Raw genomic sequence first — 4,330 nt, forward strand, 5'->3', positions numbered from 1 at the left:
TCGGTCTCCTTCGGCCGCCCCGAGGGCGACGCGGTCGGCGGGGCCGGGGCCGGGGCGGTGGACGCGGCGTTCTGGGAGGCCGTCGGGCAGGCGGACCTCGCGGGGCTCAGCGAGACGCTCGACCTGGCCGGGGACGACGCGCGGGTGGCCGCGCTCGGCGACGTCCTGCCGCACCTGTCGGCCTGGCACCGGGAGCGCGGCGAGCGGTCGGCCGCCGACGCGTGGCGCTACCGGGTGGTGTGGCGCCCGCTGGCGGAGGCCACCGTGCCGGCGCTGACCGGCACCTGGCTCGTAGTCGTCCCGGCCGAGGGCGCCGACGAGTCGCTGGTGGGCGACGTCACCGCGGCCCTCGGCGCCCACGGCGCCACGGCGGAGCGGCTGGTGCTCACCGACGACGCGGCCACCGACCGCCCCGAGCTGGCCGGAGTGCTGCGGGACGCCGTGCGGCGCGCGGCGGACGCCGAGCGCCCGGTGGGCGGCGTGCTGTCCCTGGTGGCGCTGGACGAGCGCCCGCACGCGGCGCACGCCACCGTGCCCACCGGGCTCGTCGACGCGCTCGCGCTGGTGAAGGCGGTCGCGGGGCTGGCGGACGGGGTACCGCTGTGGTCGCTGACCCGGGGCGCGGTCGGCGTCGGCGGCGCGGAGGCGCCCGTCCGCCCGGTGCAGGCGCAGGCGTGGGGCCTGGGCAGGGTCGCCGCCCTGGAGCACCCCCGGCACTGGGGCGGCCTGGTGGACCTGCCCGAGCGGCCGGACGACAAGGCCCTGGCCCGCCTGGTCGGCGTCCTCGCCCAGCGCAACCCCGGCGCGCAGCCGCCCCGGGACGGGGTCGAGGACCAGGTCGCGGTGCGTGCGTCCGGCGTGTTCACCCGGCGCCTGGTGCCCGCGGCCACCGGCGGCGCGCGCCCGGCCCGCTCGTGGCGGCCCGGTGGGACCGCGATCGTCACCGGTGGCACCGGCGCCGTCGGCCGGCAGGTGGCCCGCTGGCTCGCGCGCAACGGCGCCGACCACCTGGTGCTCACCAGCCGGGCCGGCGAGCGCGCGGAGGGCGCAGCCGACCTGCGGGCGGAGCTGGCGGCGCTGGGCGCGCGGGTGACGCTCGCGGCCTGCGACGTCGCCGACCGCGACGCCGTGCGGGCGCTGCTGGACGGGCTGGCCGCCGACGGCGACACCGTGCGCGCCGTGCTGCACGCGGCCGGCGTCGGCCTGCTCGCCCCGCTGAGCGAGTGCGGCGCCGAGGCGGCGGCCTACGTGGCGGGCGGCAAGGTGCACGGAGCACACCACTTCGAGGAGCTGCTCGACCCGGCCGACCTGGACGCGGTCGTCTACTTCACCTCCGTCGCGGGGGTGTGGGGCGTCGGTGACCACGGTGTCTACGCCGCCGCCAACGCCCACCTCGACGCGCTCGCCCAGCGCGGCCGGGCGCGCGGCGTGCCCGCCGTCGCGCTCTCCTGGGGCCCGTGGGCCGAGGCGGGCATGGCCGCGGGCGCCGGGGAGGCGCAGGCCCCGCTGACGCGGCACGGCGTGCTGCCGCTGGACCCGGAACCGGCGCTGGTCGCGCTCCAGCAGGCCGTGGACCACGGGGACGCCCACGTCGTCCTCGCCGACATGGACTGGGAGCGGTTCGCCACCGTCTTCACCCTCTCCGCCGACCGGCCGCTGCTCCGCGAGATCCCGGGCGCGCGGCCCGCGCACGCCCCGGCGGAGGCGGACGCGTCCACCGCCGCCGACACCGCCGCGGAGCTGCGCGCCCGGCTGGCCGAACTCTCCGCGACCGAGCAGGAACAGCACCTGCTCGACCTCGTGCGGGACCACACCGCGGGTGTGCTCGGCCACGCCGCCCCGCAGGCCGTCGAGGCCCGCCGCGCCTTCAGCGACCTCGGCTTCGACTCGCTGACCGCGGTCGAGCTGCGCAACCGGCTCGGTGGCACGACGGGGCTGCGGCTCCCGGCCACCCTGGTCTTCGACCACCCCACGCCGGCGGCGCTCGCCGCCCTGCTGCGGGCCGAGATCCTGCCCGCCGACGCCGGGCACACGCTGCCCTCGGCCGCCGACCTGGACCGGCTGGAGGAGGCGCTGGCGCTGCGCGCCGGGGACGACATCGCCCGCACCCGCGTCGTCATGCGCCTGGAGTCGCTGCTCGCGAAGCTCCACCGCGGTGACGAACCCGGGAGCGGGGAGCCCGCGGAGCGGGACGGCGCTGTGGCGGGACTCGAATCCGCCACTAACGACGAGCTGTTCGATCTCATCGACAGGGACCTCGGGCTCTCCTGACCCTGCCCTCACGAGTTTCGGCAGCACACGCAGGCCCTTGTTACGAGTTGGAACCCGACGGGAGCGACGTTCGATGGCGGATGAAGAGAAGCTGCGGGAGTACCTGACCCGGGTGGTCGCGGAGTTGCAGCAGACCCGCCAGCAGCTACGCACCGCCGAGTCGCGGGCGCAGGAGGCGGAGCCGGTCGCGATCGTCGCCATGAGCTGCCGCTTCCCCGGCGACGTCAGCACCCCGGAGCAGCTCTGGCGGCTGCTGGCCGACGGCGGCGACGCCATCACCGGCCTGCCCGCCGACCGGGGGTGGAACGTCGACGAGCTCTACGACCCGGACCCGTCGGCCAGCGGCAAGCTCTACGCCCTCGAAGGCGGCTTCCTGCACGACGCGGGCGAGTTCGACCCGGCGTTCTTCGGCATCTCCCCGCGCGAGGCGCTGGCCATGGACCCGCAGCAGCGGCTCCTGCTGGAGACCTCCTGGGAGGCCCTGGAGCGCGCCGGCATCGACCCCACGGGCCTCGCCGGCAGCTCCACCGGCGTGTTCGTCGGGGCGGCCGGCCAGGGCTACGGGGGCGACCTCAGCGGCTCCGCCGGGTCCGAGGGGTACATCCTCACCGGCACCGTCACCTCCGTCCTGTCCGGCCGCGTGTCCTACACGCTCGGCCTCGAAGGCCCGGCCGTGACCCTGGACACCGCCTGCTCCTCCTCGCTCGTGGCCCTCCACCTGGCCGCGCAGGCCCTGCGCAACGGCGAGTGCTCCCTCGCCCTGGCCGGGGGCGCCTCGATCATGCCCAACCCCAGCGGACTGCTGGAGTTCAGCAGGCAGCAGGGGCTCGCCAAGGACGGCCGCTGCAAGGCGTTCGCTGACTCCGCCGACGGCATGGGCATGGCCGAGGGCGTGGGGGTGCTGCTGCTGGAGCGGTTGTCGGACGCGCGGCGCAACGGGCACGACGTGCTGGCCGTCATCCGGGGCTCGGCCGTCAACCAGGACGGCGCCTCCAACGGGCTCACCGCGCCCAACGGGCCGTCCCAGCAGCGCGTCATCCGCCAGGCCCTCGCGGGCGCCCGGCTCTCCGCCGACCAGGTCGACGTGGTCGAGGCGCACGGCACCGGCACCCGGCTCGGCGACCCGATCGAGGCGCAGGCCCTGCTCGCCACCTACGGCCGGGAGCGCCCCGAGGGGCGGCCGCTGCTGCTGGGCTCGGTGAAGTCCAACATCGGCCACACCCAGGCCGCCGCCGGGGTCGCGGGCGTGATGAAGATGGTGCTGGCGATGCGGCACGGGGTGCTGCCGAAGACGCTGCACGTGGACGCCCCCTCCACCCACGTCGACTGGTCGGCCGGCGCGGTCGAGCTGGTCACCGAGCAGCGCGCCTGGCCGGAGACGGGGGCACCGCGCCGCGCGGGCGTCTCCTCCTTCGGTATCAGCGGCACCAACGCCCACCTCATCGTGGAGCAGGCCGAGGAGGTGCGGGAGGCGGCCGAGGAGCCGTCGCGCGAGCTGCCCGTGGTGCCGTGGGTGCTGTCGGGCAAGTCCGCGGGGGCTGTGGCGGGTCAGGCGGCGCGGCTTGCGGAGTGGGTCCGCGAGCGCCCGGACGCCGGGCTTGTGGACGTGGGCTGGTCGTTGGCGTTGACGCGGTCGGCGTTCGAGCACCGGGCGGCGGTGGTGGCCGGTGACCGTGCGGAGTTCGTGGCGGCGCTGGAGGCGTTGGCGGCGGGTGCGCCGTGTGGCGATGTGGTGTCCGGTGTGGCCGGGAGCGCCGCCCGGCCGGTGTTCGTCTTCCCCGGTCAGGGTGCGCAGTGGGCGGGGATGGCCGTCGAGCTGCTGGGGTCTTCGCCGGTGTTCGCGGCGCGGATGGCGGAGTGCGCCGCCGCGCTGGCGCCGCACGTGGAGTGGTCGCTGCTGGACGTGGTCCGCGGGGTGGAGGGCGCGCCCGGGCTGGACCGGGTGGATGTGGTGCAGCCGGTGTTGTGGGCGGTGATGGTGTCGCTGGCCGAGGTGTGGCGTGCCCACGGTGTGGAGCCGGCCGCCGTGCTCGGCCACTCGCAGGGTGAGATCGCGGCT

General features: G+C 76.9%; 2 protein-coding genes. Both read left to right on the forward strand.

All coding sequences use genetic code 11. From position 1 onward, the window contains the following. Nucleotides 1–2,271 (forward strand): SDR family NAD(P)-dependent oxidoreductase (locus tag OSB71_RS23985; protein ID WP_265950905.1); only part of this gene is annotated, 2,271 nt, incomplete at its 5' end. Nucleotides 2,272–2,344: 73 nt separating this feature from the next. Continuing rightward, nucleotides 2,345–4,330 (forward strand): type I polyketide synthase (locus tag OSB71_RS23990; protein WP_265950906.1); only part of this gene is annotated, 1,986 nt, incomplete at its 3' end.

Source organism: Streptomyces marinisediminis (assembly GCF_026262575.1).
GTDB classification, from domain to species: Bacteria; Actinomycetota; Actinomycetes; order Streptomycetales; family Streptomycetaceae; genus Streptomyces; species Streptomyces marinisediminis.